The organism is Flavobacterium sp. FlaQc-30, assembly GCF_044005885.1.
Taxonomy (GTDB): Bacteria; Bacteroidota; Bacteroidia; order Flavobacteriales; family Flavobacteriaceae; genus Flavobacterium.
In genome coordinates this window covers 507,241-525,074 of sequence record NZ_JBIPCO010000001.1, presented here as the reverse complement: position 1 = coordinate 525,074, position 17,834 = coordinate 507,241, and the positions used below count along the sequence as shown (strand labels likewise).

General features: G+C 32.3%; 10 protein-coding genes. 6 read left to right on the top strand and 4 right to left on the bottom strand.

The window, feature by feature from the left end; genetic code table 11:
- Positions 1 to 39: 39 nt before the first annotated feature.
- Positions 40 to 369 (bottom strand): HesB/IscA family protein, encoded by a 330-nt coding sequence (locus ACHRV0_RS02235; RefSeq protein WP_395439767.1) that lies wholly within the window; start codon positions 367 to 369, stop codon positions 40 to 42.
- Positions 370 to 743: 374 nt separating this feature from the next.
- Between ACHRV0_RS02235 and ACHRV0_RS02230 the strand changes: the two genes are divergently transcribed.
- Both ACHRV0_RS02230 and ACHRV0_RS02225 read left to right on the top strand, forming a co-directional pair.
- Positions 744 to 1,670: a hypothetical protein gene (locus tag ACHRV0_RS02230; protein WP_129023468.1), complete on the top strand. Its 927-nt coding sequence runs from the start codon at positions 744 to 746 to the stop codon at positions 1,668 to 1,670.
- Between the two features lie 83 nt (positions 1,671 to 1,753).
- Complete coding sequence (locus tag ACHRV0_RS02225) at positions 1,754 to 2,611, top strand: MBL fold metallo-hydrolase (RefSeq protein WP_129023467.1); 858 nt, start codon at positions 1,754 to 1,756, stop codon at positions 2,609 to 2,611.
- Positions 2,612 to 2,696: 85 nt separating this feature from the next.
- Here ACHRV0_RS02225 and ACHRV0_RS02220 read toward each other — a convergent pair whose 3' ends face one another.
- On the bottom strand, positions 2,697 to 3,395 hold the full coding sequence (locus ACHRV0_RS02220) for a hypothetical protein (RefSeq protein WP_395439766.1): 699 nt from the start codon (positions 3,393 to 3,395) through the stop codon (positions 2,697 to 2,699).
- Between the two features lie 2 nt (positions 3,396 to 3,397).
- Positions 3,398 to 8,596: a T9SS type A sorting domain-containing protein gene (locus tag ACHRV0_RS02215; protein WP_395439765.1), complete on the bottom strand. Its 5,199-nt coding sequence runs from the start codon at positions 8,594 to 8,596 to the stop codon at positions 3,398 to 3,400.
- Positions 8,597 to 8,875: 279 nt separating this feature from the next.
- Here ACHRV0_RS02215 and ACHRV0_RS02210 point away from each other — a divergent pair, with 279 nt between their 5' ends.
- Both ACHRV0_RS02210 and ACHRV0_RS02205 read left to right on the top strand, forming a co-directional pair.
- Positions 8,876 to 10,510 carry a S8 family peptidase gene (locus ACHRV0_RS02210; protein WP_129023464.1) on the top strand — a complete coding sequence of 545 codons (1,635 nt, stop codon included), beginning with the start codon at positions 8,876 to 8,878 and terminating at the stop codon, positions 10,508 to 10,510.
- Positions 10,511 to 10,572: 62 nt separating this feature from the next.
- A complete protein-coding gene (locus ACHRV0_RS02205) occupies positions 10,573 to 12,453 on the top strand; it encodes a M1 family metallopeptidase (protein ID WP_395439764.1) in 1,881 nt (626 codons plus the stop codon).
- A gap of 123 nt (positions 12,454 to 12,576) precedes the next feature.
- Here ACHRV0_RS02205 and ACHRV0_RS02200 read toward each other — a convergent pair whose 3' ends face one another.
- On the bottom strand, positions 12,577 to 13,515 hold the full coding sequence (locus ACHRV0_RS02200; protein WP_089053669.1) for an L-threonine 3-dehydrogenase: 939 nt from the start codon (positions 13,513 to 13,515) through the stop codon (positions 12,577 to 12,579).
- 311 nt (positions 13,516 to 13,826) lie between these two features.
- Here ACHRV0_RS02200 and ACHRV0_RS02195 point away from each other — a divergent pair, with 311 nt between their 5' ends.
- Positions 13,827 to 14,453: a hypothetical protein gene (locus ACHRV0_RS02195; RefSeq protein ID WP_395439763.1), complete on the top strand. Its 627-nt coding sequence runs from the start codon at positions 13,827 to 13,829 to the stop codon at positions 14,451 to 14,453.
- The gene (gene mfd / locus ACHRV0_RS02190) at positions 14,446 to 17,811 is read left to right on the top strand and encodes a transcription-repair coupling factor (RefSeq protein WP_395439762.1); all 3,366 of its coding nucleotides are present in this window, start codon (positions 14,446 to 14,448) and stop codon (positions 17,809 to 17,811) included. Before ACHRV0_RS02195 ends, mfd begins: the two co-directional genes overlap by 8 nt.
- The last annotated feature ends 23 nt before the right edge of the window (positions 17,812 to 17,834 follow it).

Genomic DNA, 17,834 nt, shown 5'->3' with positions numbered 1-17,834 from the left:
GTAATTTTTAAATCTTTAAATTTTGCAATTATTTAATTTTTAAAGAGAGAATGATTCTCCGCATCCGCAAGTTCTGCTCGCATTTGGATTGTTGAAAACAAATCCTTTTCCGTTTAATCCGCCTGAAAATTCTAGAATTGTTCCGGCTAAATATAGGAATGATTTTTTTTCAACTGCTATTTGTATGTCGTTATCTACGAATACTTTATCATCGTCGCCTTTGATTTTGTCGAATTTTAAATCATAAGACAAACCAGAGCATCCACCACTTTTTACGCCTACTCTTACGTAGTCGTTTGCGGCGTCAAAACCATCATCAGTCATCAAATCGATGATTTTCTTTTTGGCTGTATCAGAAACCTTTATCATTGTTTATGGTATTTGTTTTTAAAAGATCATTTAAAATCGCATCTAAATAGTAATCAAAATATTACATTAAATAAAATGCCAATTTCTCTGTTCAAATGAAATTGTCTGCAAAGATACGACTTAAAAACCTTTTTCCATAGCGGTTCACATTATTATAACAAATGTTAAAATAGATAGAATTTATTTTGCCGAAAACAGGGTGAAAATGTATCTCTTTTTTTTTACAGTGATCTTGTTTGTTGAGCGAAAAGTTTGATGATTTTTGTAAATTTTTGCGATTCTCGTATTTTAATGGCAAATAAAATTAAAAACCGTATTTGTACTTATTATAACTGTCGTTATATTGTTATTTTTGTAATAAATTGTGAGTAATTATGAAAAAACAGTATATGAATAAGTGGGTAAAAGCACTTTTTGCAGTATTTTTTGTTTTTGGAATAGGAGCTACATTCTTTATTTTTAGCAGTGAATTAAAGGAAAGTACCAAAGATAATGCGACTCCTTCGATTAAAAATAATCTTGCAGAGCCAAGCAAGGAATCTACAGCACAAAAAAATATTATAGATTCTTTGAATGTTTTAAAGCAGCAATATGATTTGGCTATTCTAGAAAAGACTTCGTTATCGCAGCAATTGGAGCTTGAACGAAAAAATGTCGAAAATTTGATGGAGATTATTAAAGCTTCAAAAAATCCTTCGATTACTCAGATTCAAATTTATAGAAAACAACTTTTAGATTTAAAAACGACATTAGAATCTAAAGGTTTAGAAATTAAAAGTCTCAAATCTCAAAACCAAAATTTACTTACCGAAATTGAGTCTCAGAATGTTGTGATGTATCAGCAAAAGGCGCAAAATGACACTTTAATTTTGAAACAAAAAAAACTGGAATCGACGATAAAAGACGCTTCAAGGTTATCACTGAATAATTTTAAAGTAGTTGCATTGCGCGAGAAAAACTCTGGAAAAGAGCTAGAAACGGATAAAGCCAAGCATACACAAAAACTTAAAGTGAGCTTTTCTATCAATGGAAATTCGGTAGCTAAAACAGGAAAAAAGATTTTTTATATTCAAGTTTTAGATCAAAAAAACACAGTTTTAGGAGAAGATAAATTAATTGAATTTGGAAATGATAAAGCTTTGGTTTACAGTTTTATTGTAGCAGTAGATTTTCAAGGAAAACCTGTCAATGTTTACGGCATTTTAAATGCTGATGAAAATGATTTTAAAAAAGGAACTTATTTTGTTAACTTTTTTGATAAGCAAGAAATCATTGGAAGTACTTCGATTACTTTAGAATAAAGAGTAGGGAGTTTTTAAATAGAATTTGTAGTATAAAGGAAATTGATTTCCTAGCTTTGTTTTCTTATTAGAAATTTATACTCATGAAACTTTATCCAATAGAATCAGGAAATTTTAAGTTAGACGGCGGTGCGATGTTTGGTGTTGTACCTAAAACAATTTGGAACAAAACCAATCCTGCAGATGATAATAATCTTATCGATATAGCCGCACGTTGTTTGTTGATTGAAGATGGAAATCGTTTGATTTTAATTGATACTGGAATGGGAGATAAACAATCAGAAAAGTTTTTTGGTTATTACTCACTTTGGGGATCTCATTCGATTGATAAATCTTTGGCAAAATATGGTTTCCATAGAGATGATATTACGGATGTTTTTATGACGCATTTGCATTTTGATCATTGCGGAGGAAGTGTTCAGTGGAATTCTGATAAAACTTTTTATGAGCCGGCTTTTAAAAATGCAAAGTTTTGGACAAATGAAAATCATTGGGAATGGGCTACAAAACCAAATGCGCGTGAAAAAGCTTCTTTTCTTTCGGAAAATATTTTACCAATGCAGGAAAGCGGTCAGTTGAATTTTATAAAACGTTCTGAAAGTGATTTTGCATTTTCTGAAGAAATGAATTTTGGGATTTATTACGTTGATGGGCATACCGAAAAACAGATGATTCCGCACATTCAATATCAGGATAAAACTATTGTTTTTTGTGCAGATTTATTGGCTACGGCTGGACATATTCCGTTACCGTACGTAATGGGTTACGATACGCGACCATTATTGACAATGCCTGAAAAATCAAAATTTTTGAATGCCGCTGCTGACAATAATTATTATTTGTTTTTAGAACACGATGCACATAATCAAATTATAACGGTTGAACATACTGAGAAAGGCGTGCGACTGAAAGATGTTTTTACCTGCGAAGAGATTCTTTAAGATAAACTTTAAAATATGAAAAAATCCCGTTTTCAACTGAATGAAAACGGGATTTTTAGTTTAACTAATTGTGATTATTTAAGTGCTAGTTAGTTTTAAATTTCCAAACCTGACCAACAGTTTCACCTCCTTTGTTGTCTTTTACGACAACTTTCCAGAAGTATTCTTTTGAAGCTTCCAATGTAACATCAAATGATGAAGCGCTTGTGTTCTCGGTAACTTTTGCTGTTGGAGGATTAGTTGTTCCAAAATACACATCGTAAGTTAGAATATCACTTGCATCAACATCAGATGCTTTCCATTTTAAAGTAGCCGTTGCTGTACTTAAAGCAGAATTTATTGCTGGCTGAACTAACTCTGGAGCAAATGGTAAATGATTTACAACACCTGTTCCTGCAGTATAAAATTTGAAAGTTGCAGAGTAAGCACTTGATAAACCTTTGCTGTCTGCTGCTTGTACTCTCCAATAATATGCTGTATTTTTCTCTAACGAAAGAGAGGAGCTAACGGTTGAGTTGTTAAGTGTATTAACAATTTGAGTAAATCCGTTATCTTTTGCAACTTGAATTTGGTAGACAATTGGATCTTTTTCAGTATCAGTAGATTGATTCCATTGTAAAGAAACAGTATTGTCTAAACATAATTTACCATCGGTAGGAGATACTAATACTGGAACTGTAGGTGCCGTATTTGTAACTGGAGGAGTAACAGGATCGTCTCCGCCCCCGCCTCCGCATGCAGCAAACAAAAAACTAATGATTGATAGGTATATAAAATTCTTCATTTTTATTTTTTTATAATTTTAATGTATTCTGGAGTTTCGAAATAGATTTTTGCGGCATAAATTCCCGAAGCTTGGTTTTCAAGACTTAACTGCGCTTTTCCATTTTCGATAGAATATGTTTTAGTCGAAACTAATTGACCAGCAAAATTGTACAATTCGATTTTAACTTCTTTTTGACCAGTTGGAATTTCAATTTCAAAACTTCCGGAAGTTGGATTTGGGTAAGCAGATAATGTTCCTAAAAGATCCATTGTGGCTACTTTTTTAGAAAAAATACCTTCGCAAGCTTTAGCAGTTGCTACTTCAATTAAACCACCTTTTTCTAAACTTAAATTAAAGTTAGAATCTGTTGTTTGAAATTGCTGAGTTCCGTCAACAAACACGGTAAAAGGAGCCGTTCCTTCAGTAATTTCTACTGCTACATTTTTAGAAGTTATGCTTGATTTTCCTGCAATGTTTGCGGCTTTTGGAATAGTTACGGTAAAGTTTTGTTCGAAAATCATTTCCGGAATTGTGATCTTGATTTTGTAAGTTCCCGGAGTTAAACTAGTAACTTTTAAACTGTTGTTAGTAAAGTTGTACGATTTGTCATTTATTGTTGCGGCATATGCAAATGAATTTTTACCAACAATACTAATCTCGCCATTATTTTCTCCTGTACAAGATTCTCCTTTAGTTTCAACAGTAAAATTGTTTGAAGGTAAATTTAGTTCTCCTGTACATTCTGTATTGTAAGTTGCAATTGCATCTTTTTTAGAAGGCCAATTTGTAGTTGCATAGTTAACATCATCAACTTGAATACAATATAGTTTTGGGTTTGAAAAAAATGAAACATAATTGTTGTTTAATAATGTATTTTTTCCATTTTTAAGGTTTAAGCTCGTTAATTGATTTGAGTTTACCATCAAACTGGTTAATAGAGGGTTTTTTGATACATCGATTGTTACAATTTTATTCTCGTTAACCTCAAGACCATATAGTAAAACATTATTTGAAACATCAATAGCTGTTAATTGACATTTTTTAGCATTTAAATAAGTTAGCGCTTTATTCTGAGAAACATCTAAAGTTGTTAATTCATTTGAAAAAGCACTTAAACTAGTTAAAGCAGTGTTTTTAGAAGTATTTAAAGTTGTTATTTTATTTCCGTAAACACCTAGTTCTTTTAAGGCTAAATTAGCAGTTATATCAATAGTTGTAATTTGATTTGAGCCAACATCTAATCGAGTTAATACTGTGTTTTTAGATACATTAATAGTTGTTAGTTTGTTGTTGTCAGAAATTAAATTTTGTAAAGTTAAGTTGTTTGAAATATTTAATTCCGTCAATTTATTACTACCGCAATTTAGAGATTCTAAAGCAGTGTTTTTAGTAAGATCTAATGTAGCAACCTGATTACTAGATAAATCTAAAGTTTTTAGTTTTAGGTTTTTAGAAACATCGATTTTAGTAATTGCTCCTTTAGAGCAGTACAGTTTTTCTAATGATTTAAAATCTTCAATACCTTGTAAATCTGTAATTTTATTGGTTGCATCAATTGCATTTAATTCGATAAGATTTTCAATGCTAGAGGTTAGAACTTTTCCATTTTCACCATCTTTATCAATGCCATTTTTGATTAAAAGTTTTTCAAAATTTATATCAGGAATTAGTGTGTATTGATAGTTTGGCGCACAAGCCTCAGATGAATAAATTACTTTTTCGTCTTTTGCGATCCATTTTTCGGTAGAAAAAGCTACGTTATCAACTTGAATGCAAAGTAAATTTGGATTTTTCGTAAAATTTCCAAGAGTCATGTTTTGCATGTTTGCATTATTTCCGTTTTTCAAATTCAAACTATACAAGTTGTTATCAGTACAGTCGAATTCCTTTAGAATAGTGTTTTTTGAAACATCTAAATTTCTTAATTTATTGAAACTAGCACTTAGAGTAATAAGCTTCGTGTTTTTAGAAACATCTAAGTCAGAAATTTCATTATTACTTATGTTTAAATCAATTAATGATAAGTTTGCAGAGACAGAAAAAGTGTTTATTTTATTATGACTAATATTTAGTTTTGCTAACAAAGGTTGTCTTGAGATGTTTATCGTTGTTAATTGGTTGTTATTACATTCCAATGAAGTCAACATAGAAAAATCTTCTATTCCTGTTAAGTCTGTAATATTGCTATTTGCAACATTTAGACTTGTTAGATCGGCAATACTTGTTGTTGCAACTTTTCCGTTTTTCCCGTCTTTATCTATATTAAGTTCAATTAGTTTATCTTCAAATTTAGAGTCAGGTATTAAAGTGTATGGTACAACAAATGGACAAGGATCTGATGAGAAAGTAGCTGTTAAATCTTTTTTAGCTCCCCAATTTGCATTAGAATAGTCAACATTATCAACTTGTATACATTTTAGATCAGGATTTTGAGCAAATCTTACACCATCATTATTGGAAGAAGAAACAGATATTGAGCTATTAGATCCATTTTTAATATTCAGGTTTAATAACTTATTGTTATTAGCAAGTACTTGAGACAGTTTAGGATTTTTTGAAAAATCTAATGTTTTTATTTCGTTGTTATTACACCAAATTTGATTCAATTCTGGATTGTTTGAAACGTTTAATGATGTTAGCATGTTTCCATTTACAAATAAGGTAGATAGTTTTGTGTTTTTAGTAACATTTAAACTAGATAATTTATTAAAGTAGATTTGTACTGATTTTAAATTTATATTGTTTGTAAGGTCAATATTCGAAAGACTATTAAAACTTAGATCTAAAGAAGTTAATGCGATATTTTTTGAAACATTAATATAAGTTAATTTATTAGCAAATAAATTGACACTAGTCAATGCTTGATTTTGTGAAAAATCTACTGTAGTTATATTGTTATTATTAGCTGTTATCTGCTGTAAAGAAGTAAAATCTTGGATACCCGTTAAGTCAGATATGCCTTTTCCTGACAAGCCTAAATTGGTAACTTTAGCAATACTTTCTGTTTTAACTTTTCCATTTTTTCCATCTCTATCAATGTTAAGAAGTATAAGTTGATCTTCAAAACTAGAATCAGGAATAAGGGTATACACATTACAATCTAAACTAAAACTTGCTATTGCATCTTTAGTTACCGTCCAGTTTGCTGTGGCAGCAACATCTGGAACTTGAATACATGTTAGTGAAGGATTGTTAGCTGTATTTAAATTATTTAAAGCAGTGTTTTTAGAAAGGTCCAGTTTCTGTAATAAATTACCAGAAGCATTTAAATTTGTCAAGGCCGTAAAACCTTGTATTCCTGTTAAATTGGTAATTGAACTATTTGATATGTCTAATGCTGTAATGGTGTTAATGCTTGAATTTAGAACAGCTCCGTTTTTTCCGTCATTATCAATTTTAAGTGCTATTAATTTGTCCTCAAAATTTGGATCTGCAATACTGGTGGAAATAGTACAATCTAGTGAAGAAAAATACGTTTCGTCGTCTTTCAATTTAGACCAATTAGTTTTAGAATAATCAACATTATCAACCTGAAGACAAGTCAGGTCTATATTGTTTATGAAAGAAGAAGAATAACCTAAACCTGAGCTTCCGGACATACTTTGGAAATATACGCCCATTTCTTTTGAAAAATTGGAATTATTTCCATTTTTTAGATTCAGACTGTTTAGTTTATTAAAACTACAGTTTAGAAAAACTAAAGATTTATTATCGCTAAGATTCAATGAAGTTATTTGGTTATAACTGCAGTATAAAAATTTTAGTTGTTTGTTTTTACTAACATCTATAGTTGATAATTTATTTGAATTACAAAGCACATACTCTAATGCTGTATTCGCTGATAAATCTAAAGAAGATAGATTACTGCTGCCGCAATCTAGTTGTTTTAGTGCTGTGTTTTTGGCTAAATTAAGTTCTGACAATTTTGCAAGTCCACTAGCATTTAATTCGATAAGATTGATGTTGTTGGAAACATTTAGAGTTGAAAACTTATTATTACCAACGTCCAAATATTGAAGCGATGTGTTTGAGCTTACATCAAAAGTTTCTAGTAAGTTAGAGCTGCAGTCTAAAAAGGTTAAATTGGTATTTTTGTTTAAATCTAAATTTTTTAAACTATTAGCTGAACAATTTAATTTTATTAAAGCGACGTTGCTGCTTAGATTTAATAGCGTAAGTTGTTGATAACTACAGTCTAAAAACATTAAAGCAGTGTTTTTAGAAACATTTAAAGCTTGGATTTTGTTAGAAGAACAATTTAGAGTAGTCAAGTTTGTATTTTCCGAAACATCTAATATTGTCATTAAATTTGAGTGACAGTTCAAATTTTGCAGAGCCTTATTAGTTGATAGATCTATAGAGTTTAGCTTGTTAGCAGATATATTAAGATTTTCTAACAAAGTGTTTTTGGATAAGTTTAGCTCGTTAATATTATTATATTGAGTAGATAAATCTACTAATAAAGTGTTTTGAGACACGTCTAACTTTGTTAAAAGATTGTTGCTGCAATCTAAAGAAGTCAAAGCTTTAAAGTCTTGAATTCCTGTTAAGTCAGTTATTTTGCGTTCGCTTCCTAAATTTAGCGATTTTATGGTGTTGATTTTTGACGTTAATACTTTGCCATCAGTTGCACCAGAGTCAAGTCCTAAATAAATTAATCTTTTTTCAAACTCGATATCAGGAATCTTGGTGTATTGTGCAGGAATATCGGCAATGTCTACAACAGAAACATTATCAACCAAAATTTCAGAATTCAGAGTTCCATAAGTCCAAATATCAACTTCAATACTTTCAGAAACAGTAGGGGTATATTCGAATTCTATTTTTCTCCACTCGGTAGTAGAAAAAGTTACATCTGATTTTTTAATTATTTCCGACTTAAAAGTACTGGGTTTATGATACAAACTAAGATCAATAGAAGAAAATGTTCCTTTTGCAAGTTTGTGATACAAAGTCACCTTATACGTTTTACCTGCAGTTACAGGGAAATATTCGCTATTGATAAAATTAGATGTTCCGCTGGCAATCATCATGTTGGTGCTCGATGTGCCGTTTTGCGCTATACTGCTTTGAGAAGCGAAGCCGCTAAAAAAGCGAAACCAATTGTCTGGCTGCGACGAAGATGTCCAAGTTTCAAAGTTCCCATTCGGAACTAAGTTGGTTTGTGCATAAATAGAAAAATTTGCCAGTAACAGCAATAAGAGTAGTTTTGTTTTCATAGATTTGGTTTACAATTCAGTCGCGCAAGAATAACTATTTTAAACGGACTTTCCTTACGGGAAGACGTAAAGAGAAAAAGTTTTTTTAAATCTAAAGAAAGAGCATACAAACTAGAATATTTTTTCTGAATCAAATTGGGCAAAATCATTTGAAACGAAGTGGGTTAGCATGTGTTTTTATGTTTTCAAAAAATCATAACACAGTGTTAATGGTTAGTTTTTTGTAACAAAAAATCATAATTTAGTCCCATCTTTTAACTATACATTATTTTTAGATACATGAGTCATATAAAACCTCTTAAATTATCTGCTTTTGCATTACTTGTTTTAGCAGGCTGTAGTGCTACTTTGCAAGCGCAAGTTTCAACTTCAAAAGAATTCATTAAAGCGCCATTAACAGTTGTTAAAAAAGCACCAGTCAGCGAGAACGAACTAAAAAGATGGAGTCATCTTGATTTAATCAAAGATTCTATTCCGGGTATGAGTGTTGATAAGGCTTACGCTGAACTATTACAAGGAAAAAAAGGTCAAAAAGTTATTGTAGGAATTGTAGATTCTGGTGTTGATATTGAACACGAAGATTTACAAGGAATGATTTGGACAAACACTAAAGAAATTCCAGGAAACGGAATCGACGATGATAAAAACGGTTTTATCGACGACGTTCACGGATGGAATTTCCTTGGAAACGCTGTTCATGAAAATCTTGAAATGACACGTATCGTTAAAAAAGGCGATGATGGTTCTGCTCAATACAAAGAAGCTTTAGCACAGTATACGGAGAAATATGAAAAAGCTTTAAAAGACAAAGAACAAGTAGACATGTTGTTAGGCTTTCATAATACAATTCAAAAAGAACTTAACAAAACAACATATAAAATAGAGGATCTAAGTACAATTACTTCAGCAAATCCAGATGTTTTGAAAAGTAAAAGGGTCATGACGCAAATATTTACAAATGCAGGTCCAACATTTGATCCAGAAGCTGATTTTGGAGAATATAAAGAGCAAGTTTACGATCAATTAAATTATAATTTGAATAAAGATTATGATGGAAGAAAAATCGTAGGTGATAATCCTGAAGATATCAAAAACAAGTATTACGGAAATAACATTGTTTTTGGTCCAGACAAAGAAAAAGCATTACACGGAACTCACGTAGCGGGAATCGTTGCACAAGTTCGTGGTAATAATTTAGGCGGAGACGGTGTCGCTGCAAATGTTGAAATCTTAACAGTAAGAGCCGTTCCTGATGGAGATGAGTACGATAAAGATATTGCTTTAGCAATTCGTTATGCTGTTGATAATGGTGCAAAAATAATAAACGGAAGTTTTGGTAAAAGCTTCTCTCCGCATAAAAATTGGGTTTACGATGCTATTAAGTACGCAGCGAAAAAAGACGTTTTAATCGTTCATGCGGCAGGTAACGACGGTTACAATATCGATGAAAACAAAAACATCAATTATCCAAACGATTCTCAAGATAACATTAAAGAGTTTGCAGACAACGTAATAACAATTGGAGCAATTAATAAAGAATACGGAGAAACTGTTGTTGCGCCGTTTTCAAATTTCGGAAAAATAAACGTTGACGTTTTTGCTCCGGGTGAAGAAATTTATGCAACAGTTCCAAACAATAAATACAAATATTTACAAGGAACTTCAATGGCGGCTCCAAATGCAGCAGGAGTTGCGGCATTAATTCGTTCGTATTATCCAAAACTAAAAGCATCTCAGGTAAAACATATTTTAATGGACTCTGGAGTTGCACTTCCTTCAAAGATTATTTTAGGTGAAAATCCAAATCCAGATGAAAAACCTGTAGCGGTTTCTTCTGTAGAATCATCAAAAACGGCTAAAATGGTAAACGCCTATAATGCTTTATTGATGGCTGAAAAGATGTCGAAGAAATAAAAAATAAATAAAACCTAATCCAATGGAAGAGCGGCAGCTCTTCCATTTTTATTGTAATTGTCATGCGAAAAATTATTTTACTTTCCTTTCTGAGCCTGGGTTTAAGTCCAGCTTTTGCACAAAACGCTTCATATTGGCAGCAACACGCCGATTATAAAATGGAGGTTTCGATGGATGTTAAAAACTATCAATACAAAGGAAAACAAGAATTGGTTTATACCAATAATTCATCAGATACCTTAAAAAAGGTATTTTATCATTTATTTTTAAATGCTTTTCAACCAGGAAGTGAGATGGATGCTCGTTTGCATTTTATCAAAGATCCAGACGGAAGAATGGTAAACAAAGTAAAAGGAGCTGATGGAAAAGAAGTAAAACAAAGCCGTATTGAAACTTTAAAACCAAATGAAATAGGGTATTTAAAAATCGCAAATTTCAAACAAGATGGTGTTGCAGCACAAACAAGAGTTTCAGGAACTATTATGGAAGTGACTTTGCCTAAACCAATTTTGCCAAATTCTAAAACTACTTTTACTTTAGATTTTGACGGACAAGTTCCGGTGCAGGTTCGTCGTGCAGGAAGAAATAATTCTGAAGGAGTTGAACTTTCAATGTCACAATGGTATCCAAAATTAGCCGAATTTGATTTCGAAGGATGGCACGCAGATCCATACATAGCGAGAGAATTTCACGGAGTTTGGGGTAATTTTGATGTTAAAATTACAATCGACAAAGAGTATACTCTTGGAGCTTCAGGATATTTGCAAGACAAAAATACAATTGGTCACGGTTACGAAGATGCTGGCGTAACAGTTGTTTATCCTAAAAAAACAAAAACACTAACATGGCATTTTATCGCACCAAATGTTCACGATTTTACATGGGCTGCTGATAAAGAATATACTCATGATATTGTAAAAGGACCAAACGATGTCGATTTGCATTTCTTTTACAAAAACAATCCAAAAACAACTGCAAACTGGAAACAGTTAGAGCCATTAATGGTAAAAGTTATGGATTATTATAATCATAGAGTTGGGCAGTATCCGTACAAACAATATTCATTTATTCAAGGCGGCGATGGCGGAATGGAGTATGCAATGTGTACTTTAATGCTTGGAAACGGAACTCTTGAAGGAATTTTAGGAACAGCAACTCACGAATTAGGACATTCATGGTTTCAACATATTTTAGCTTCAAATGAGTCAAAACATCCTTGGATGGACGAAGGTTTTACAACTTACATTGAAGACAGTGCTTTGAACGAATTAAAAGGAGATAAAAAAGAGGTAAATCCTTTTGTAGGAAATTACAAAGCGTATTACAGTTTAGTAAATTCTGGAAAAGAACAACCACAGACAACTCACGGAGATCGTTATGATGAAAATAGACCTTACAGCATTTCATCTTATGTAAAAGGAAGTATCTTTTTATCGCAGTTAGAATATGTAATAGGGAAAGATAATGTTGATGAAACTTTAAAAAGATATTTCAACGATTTCAAATTCAAGCATCCAACTCCAAATGATATTAAAAGAACAGCCGAAAGAGTTTCTGGAGCTGAGTTAGACTGGTATTTAATAGATTGGGCACAAACAACGAATACAATTGATTACGGAATTAAAGAAGTTGCCGATTACGCAGGTAAAACAACAGTTTCATTAGAAAGAATTGGAAGAATGCCAATGCCAATTGATTTGAAAGTAGAATATACTGATGGAACTTCTGAGAATTTCTACATTCCGTTGAGAATGATGAACTTTATCAAACCAAATCCAAATCCAAACGAAAAAAGAACAGTTTTAGAAGATTGGGCTTGGGCACAGCAAAACTATAGTTTTACAATTGACAAAAACAAAACAGCAATCAAAAAAATCACGATCGATCCAAGCGGATTAATGGCTGATGTAAAACAGACAAATAATGTTTTTGAAGTGAAATAATCTTCAAAAAAGAATAAAAAGAAAGTCCCGTTTAATAAGCGGGACTTTTTTCGTTTTAAGGCATAAATTTTTTTGAATAGCCTCCAGCTTTAGCAGGGGAGGCTATTCAATCTTCTTCTTGATTTAGCTCAAATGCTCAATCATATCTTTTGTCATTGATTCAAGATCAAAAGTATGTTTCCAGTTCCAATCTTCTCTTGCAGAACTGTCATCAATACTTGCTGGCCAGCTGTCCGCGATTTTTTGACGGAAGTCAGGATTGTAAGTAATTTCAAAATCAGGAATATGCTTTTTAATTTCAGCCGCAATTTCAGTTGGAGTAAAACTCATAGCGGCTAAATTGTATGACGAATGTATTTTTATTTCTTCAACAGGCGCTTTCATAATGTTGATAGTAGCATCGATAGCGTCATCCATGTACATCATTGGCATTTTAGTTTCTGATGATAAAAAGCATTCGTATTTTTTATCGGCAATAGCCTTATAGAAAATATCAACAGCATAATCAGTAGTTCCGCCGCCCGGAGGAGTAGACCAGCTGATTAAACCAGGATAACGTATACTGCGAACATCAACGCCGTAAATATTATGGTAATATTCACACCATCTTTCACCAGCCTGTTTACTAATTCCGTAAACCGTCGAAGGTTCCATTACGGTATATTGAGGAGTATTTTCTTTTGGAGTTGTAGGGCCAAAAACAGCGATACTTGAAGGCCAGAAAATCTTCTGAATTTTTTTTGCTTTTGCTAAATTCAAAACATGAAAAAGAGAATTCATATTCAAATCCCATGCAAATGCTGGATTTTTTTCAGCAGTTGCTGATAAAAGCGCAGCCATCAAATAAACATCAGTGATTTTATGAACTTCAACAAGATGTTCAATTTGATTAAAATCTAAAGCATTGACTACTTCAAAAGGACCTGAATTAACAACATCCGTATTTAATTTTCGAATATCAGAAGCGATTACATTTTCGGTTCCGTAAAGTTTGCGCAATTTTTGAGTCAGCTCAGTCCCAATTTGACCGCAAGCGCCAATGATTAATATTTTTGGATTCATTTTTAGATGGTTTTTTTTAGAGACACAAATATAACGTTTTCGTAATTACGTACGTTTTTTAGAATCATAATTTATAAATTCAATAACAAAAAAGTTTGTTTGTTGGATAATTCTCTGTTTAAGAAATGTGTCTTTGTGCTTTTTGAGTGTTTTTTTAAAGGCTTTTTTAGGATAATAAATCCTGTAGAAAATGAGTTTATCACTTAAAATCGATGATAAAAAAATAACCTTGATTTATAGAATCTTTAGCAAAAATCAGAATTCGTAATTGTAAATTTACTTTGTAACTTTGCGATCTAACATTTTATGAAATGAAATATAAAATAGCAGTATTTCTGCTTTTGATTTTAGTGCTTCAATCTTGCCAAAACCAAGACGAAAAGCGTCAAGCTGAAAATGCAAAAGAAGCTAAAAAGAATGAAAAAATTTTTAATAACATCAATAAAGCATGGATTTTTATTGACGAGCCAATCAATGAAATTTCGGAACAAAATGTGAGAGCCTGGACAGAATGGCGTGATTTTATGAAAGAGATTGGAGATAAGCCAAGAAAAACTATTGGTGCATTTCAGAAAAAATCTACTGCCATTTCAAAAAAAGCAATGGCTTTAAACAATAATATTCCTGCTGAATTTAATCTGCCTCAAATAAGAAGCCGAATCTCAATTTTAATTACAAAAGTTAGAATGTTGGATTTGTTTATTCATTTGAGTAAAATACCAGATGATAAAGTCGCTTTTTTAATTGGAGAAATTAATAAAGAATTAGTTTCTTTAGAAAGACAAATGGATAAAATTGTTGAGAAAAATAAAATTCCAAAAGAAGAAGGAGAAGAGGATTTTTTAAAAATGTTAGATACGACGCGTGCGATTCCAAGTTCAAACGCACCTCAGTCACCCATACAAAACATAGATCAAAACGCACCAAAAGTTGAGTAAAAACGCCTTATATACTACCTATGACAATTTGCCAAAAGCACAGCAGATTGCCACAAGTTTACTGGAGGGAAATCAGGTAAAAATGAATCTTAGCGGATTGTTAGGATCTGCGGTTTCATTTATAATTCGCTCTGTCTTTAAGAAAACAGAATTGCCTTTTTTGATTGTTTTAGACAACAAAGAAGAAGCTGCTTATTATTTGAATGATTTAGAGCAGATGATTGGCGAGCAAGATGTTTTATTTTATCCCGCTTCATTTCGTCGTCCGTACCATATTGAGGAAACAGATAATGCGAATGTTTTACTTCGTGCTGAGGTTTTAAACCGAATCAATTCTCGAAAAAAACCAGCTGTAATTGTTACATATCCAGAAGCACTTTTTGAAAAAGTAGTTACAAGAAGAGAACTTGATAAAAACACTTTAAAAGTAGCTTTAAACGATAAAATTTCAATTGATTTCATCAATGAAGTTTTGTTTGAATACGAATTTAAAAGAGTCGATTTTATTACAGAACCCGGAGAATTTTCGGTTCGTGGAGGAATTGTAGATGTCTTCTCTTTCTCAAACGATCATCCGTACAGAATAGAGTTTTTTGGAAACGAAGTAGACAGTATCAGAAGTTTTGATGTTGAAACCCAATTGTCTGTAGAAACGCATAAAAAAATCACTATTATCCCGAATGTCGAAAACAAGATTTTTCAGGAAAATCGCGAAAGCTTTTTAGATTATATTGCCGAAAAAACAGTTCTTTTCATTCAAAATACAGACGGACTTTTTAGTCAGTTAGACAAACAATTTGCAAGAGCAGAAGAAGCTTTTGAGAAATTGTCCAAAGAAATAAAACATGCCGAGCCAGAAAAACTATTCTTAAATCAAGCTTCGTTTATTAAGCGAGCTTTAGATTTTTCGATTGTTGAATTGGCTTCAAAGCCAATTTTTAAGATAACTAAAAAGTTCGAATTTCATTTTCAGCCGCAGCCATCTTTCAACAAACAATTTGATTTATTGCTGAACAATCTGAGTGACAATCATTTTAACGGATATAAAAATTATTTATTCTGTTCAAACGAGACACAGGCGAAACGTTTTCATGATATTTTTGAAAGTTTAGACGAAGCTAATTCTGAGAATATTAGAAAGCAATATAATACTATTGTATTGCCTTTATACCAAGGTTTTATTGACGAAGAAAATCAAATAACTGCTTACACAGATCATCAGATTTTTGAGCGTTATCATAAATTCAACATTAAAAACGGCTATTCGAAAAAGCAGAATATTACGTTAAAAGAATTAACGGCACTTTCTGTTGGCGATTATGTTACGCATATTGACCACGGAATCGGAAAATTTGGCGGTTTGCAGAAAATTCAGGTTGAAGGTAAAACGCAGGAAGCCATAAAACTGGTTTATGCCGATAATGATATTGTTTACGTAAGCATTCACTCGCTTCATAAAATTTCTAAATACAACGGAAAAGACGGAACGCCTCCAAAAATCTATAAACTTGGATCGAACGCTTGGAAAGTTTTAAAACAAAAAACCAAAGCGCGAGTTAAGCATATTGCCTTCAATTTAATTCAGTTGTATGCAAAACGAAGATTAGAAAAAGGTTTTCAGTTTGCACCGGATAGTTATTTGCAAAACGAATTAGAAAGTTCGTTTATTTATGAAGACACACCTGATCAAACTAAATCGACGCAAGAAGTAAAAGCCGATATGGAAAGCGATCGCCCAATGGATCGTTTGGTTTGCGGTGACGTAGGTTTCGGAAAAACGGAAGTTGCAATTCGTGCTGCTTTTAAAGCTGTCGATAACAGTAAACAAGTGGCGGTTTTGGTTCCGACCACTATTTTGGCTTATCAGCATTATAGAACTTTTACAGAACGATTAAAAGATATGCCCGTTACAATAGGCTATTTGAATAGATTTAGAACGGCAAAACAAAAGACACAGACGCTAAAAGATTTGGCCGAAGGAAAACTCGATATTGTAATTGGAACACATCAATTAGTAAACAAAAATGTAGTTTTTAAAGATTTAGGTTTATTGATTGTCGATGAGGAACAAAAGTTTGGAGTTAACGTAAAAGATAAACTTAAAACCATCGCTGCCAATGTTGATACGTTGACATTAACAGCAACGCCAATTCCGAGAACACTTCAGTTTTCATTAATGGCAGCGCGTGATTTATCGGTAATTACAACGCCTCCGCCAAATAGATATCCTATTGAAACGAATGTTGTTGGTTTTAATGAAGAAATTATTCGTGATGCAATTTCGTATGAAATTCAGCGAAACGGACAGGTTTTCTTCATCAATAATAGAATTGAAAATATAAAAGAAGTCGCTGGAATGATTCAGCGTTTGGTTCCAAATGCGAGAGTTGGAATTGGTCACGGACAAATGGACGGTGCTAAACTCGAGGAATTGATGTTAGGTTTCATGAACGGTGATTTTGATGTTTTGGTTGCAACTACAATTATCGAAAGTGGATTGGACGTACCAAATGCCAACACGATTTTTATCAATAATGCCAATAATTTTGGTTTATCAGATTTGCACCAAATGCGCGGCCGTGTTGGTCGAAGCAATAAAAAAGCATTCTGTTATTTCATTTGTCCGCCGTATTCATCCATGACCGAAGACGCTAGAAAGCGTATTCAGGCTTTGGAACAGTTCAGCGAATTAGGAAGCGGTTTCAATATTGCGATGAAAGATCTTGAAATTCGTGGAGCTGGAGATTTATTGGGAGGGGAACAAAGCGGTTTCATAAACGAAATTGGTTTTGACACGTACCAAAAAATCATGAACGAAGCCATTGAAGAATTGAAGGAAAACGAATTCAAAGATTTATATCCTGAAGAGAACGATATTGAAACGAAAGAATATGTAAAAGATCTACAAATTGATACGGATTTTGAGTTGTTATTTTCTGATGAATATATCAATAATGTTACCGAACGTTTGAGTTTGTATAACGAATTGGGTTCTGTGAAAAACGAAGAAGAATTAATTGTTTTTCAAAACAAATTAATTGACCGTTTTGGTCCAATGCCTCCGCGTGCGAATGCATTGATGAATAGTATTCGCATCAAATGGATTGCTACTGCAGTAGGAATTGAAAAATTGGTAATGAAAAAAGGTAAAATGATTGGCTATTTTGTTTCTGACCAACAATCAGATTATTATCAATCAAAGCGTTTTCATAAAGTAATAAAGTTTGTGCAAACCCACAGTAATCTTTGTACGATGAAAGAAAAACAAACACCTAACGGCTTACGACTTTTATTGACTTTTGACAATGTAAAATCGACTAAAAGAGCTTTGGAATTGATGGAGATGCTGGGAGAGTAAATGCTGAGAAGTAAAAGCTTAAA

What these genes read in the sequence shown, in the direction of transcription:
- ACHRV0_RS02235 (WP_395439767.1), bottom strand. Translation starts at nt 369, where the DNA reads ATGATAAAGGTTTCTGATACAGCCAAAAAGAAAATCATCGATTTGATG.
- ACHRV0_RS02230 (WP_129023468.1), top strand. Translation starts at nt 744, where the DNA reads ATGAAAAAACAGTATATGAATAAGTGGGTAAAAGCACTTTTTGCAGTA.
- ACHRV0_RS02225 (WP_129023467.1), top strand. Translation starts at nt 1,754, where the DNA reads ATGAAACTTTATCCAATAGAATCAGGAAATTTTAAGTTAGACGGCGGT.
- ACHRV0_RS02220 (WP_395439766.1), bottom strand. Translation starts at nt 3,395, where the DNA reads ATGAAGAATTTTATATACCTATCAATCATTAGTTTTTTGTTTGCTGCA.
- ACHRV0_RS02215 (WP_395439765.1), bottom strand. Translation starts at nt 8,596, where the DNA reads ATGAAAACAAAACTACTCTTATTGCTGTTACTGGCAAATTTTTCTATT.
- ACHRV0_RS02210 (WP_129023464.1), top strand. Translation starts at nt 8,876, where the DNA reads ATGAGTCATATAAAACCTCTTAAATTATCTGCTTTTGCATTACTTGTT.
- ACHRV0_RS02205 (WP_395439764.1), top strand. Translation starts at nt 10,573, where the DNA reads ATGCGAAAAATTATTTTACTTTCCTTTCTGAGCCTGGGTTTAAGTCCA.
- ACHRV0_RS02200 (WP_089053669.1), bottom strand. Translation starts at nt 13,515, where the DNA reads ATGAATCCAAAAATATTAATCATTGGCGCTTGCGGTCAAATTGGGACT.
- ACHRV0_RS02195 (WP_395439763.1), top strand. Translation starts at nt 13,827, where the DNA reads ATGAAATATAAAATAGCAGTATTTCTGCTTTTGATTTTAGTGCTTCAA.